Source organism: Cryobacterium sp. TMT4-31 (genome assembly GCF_004403385.1).
In the GTDB taxonomy this organism is placed as follows: domain Bacteria; phylum Actinomycetota; class Actinomycetes; order Actinomycetales; family Microbacteriaceae; genus Cryobacterium; species Cryobacterium zongtaii.
Genome location: NZ_SOGI01000024.1, coordinates 1 through 1073 on the forward strand (window position 1 = coordinate 1; position 1073 = coordinate 1073).

The 1073-nt window shown below is 58.8% G+C and carries 2 protein-coding genes; both read right to left on the minus strand.

What is annotated here, in order from left to right:
• Nucleotides 1-174 precede the first annotated feature (174 nt).
• A complete protein-coding gene (locus E3T19_RS05420) occupies nt 175-534 on the minus strand; it encodes a hypothetical protein (protein WP_134408272.1) in 360 nt (119 codons plus the stop codon).
• A 323-nt stretch (nt 535-857) separates the two neighbouring features.
• Nucleotides 858-1073: hypothetical protein (locus tag E3T19_RS19270; RefSeq protein WP_206750441.1), on the minus strand; the 216-nt coding region annotated here is incomplete at its 5' end.

The window sequence follows — 1073 nt, forward strand, 5'->3', positions numbered from 1 at the left end:
ACCAAGACAACCGCATTGAGTCTTGTACCCTGTGGTCGGCAGTTGCGGCGTCGAAGTCGAGGTTGATTGAGCGACCACGCAGCATGTCGGAGCGGCGATGGCTCAGTCCCGGTTCCCGCACTTATGACTTGCTGCGTCAGAACGAAGCCGGGAGGCGTGGGGAGGGGTGAACCTTTAGTCTGGGCTGTTTTCCAACTTGGACAGCTGGGCTCGATCGGCGGCGGAAGATTCGCGATCGCTTTTGGCGTGGGAGCGATCCAGTGCGGCCGCGCGGCGTTCGCTAGGACCGGTATGGGTCTCGTCGGTATCCAAAGAGGCCTGAAGGTCGGCGGCCTCGGCACGCTTGTCAGCTTCGACATCGCGGAGGTCGGCTTCATCATCTCGGCGTCTTGCGTCCGCCAAGATCGTCTCCTTCTCTTGAGTCGAGGCACGTGGACGAGTGACGCGCAAATCTCCCTCCATTCCCTCTGAGAGGACCGGGTAAGTTTTCGCGGCGTTCTCGCTTCGGCGAGGGAAGTCAGTTGGGTTGCTCACACCCTAATTCAACCTCAAAACGACTACGAACTGAGTGAAATCCAGGACCACTGCACTCGCCGAAATCGTATTCAGTCAACCATCGACCGCAGGTCTACCTGCTGCTAGGCCGTGAAGAGCAAACGCCAAGTGAAGGTGGGCTTGGGCTCGCAAGAGATCCTCTGATATTCAGAATCGAACCAGCTAGACCGGATCGTCAGGCGAGTGAAAACCGTGACAAGGGCGGCCACGTATCCGACCCAAAACTGCCTGGTCAGGTCCGGTGCAAGGTAGCGGGGATCAATGATCGCAAGGATCGAACCCAGGACAATGCGGAAAAGTACTTAGATGGTGCCAAGCGCGAACACGTGTCCGAAGAACCAGAGCAGGGAACAGGTGGTTCGTCTGCGTTTGACGGCGATACGCAGGGCAAGCCGATCGACCTCTTTCTGGAGCTCGGTGTGTTGTGCGCTGCCCGCGGAGACGTGATCAATCACAGCGGAGAGCTGCTCGAGCCGGCGTGGATCAGATCGTCGGACGACCTCAGAAGTCACCCACCC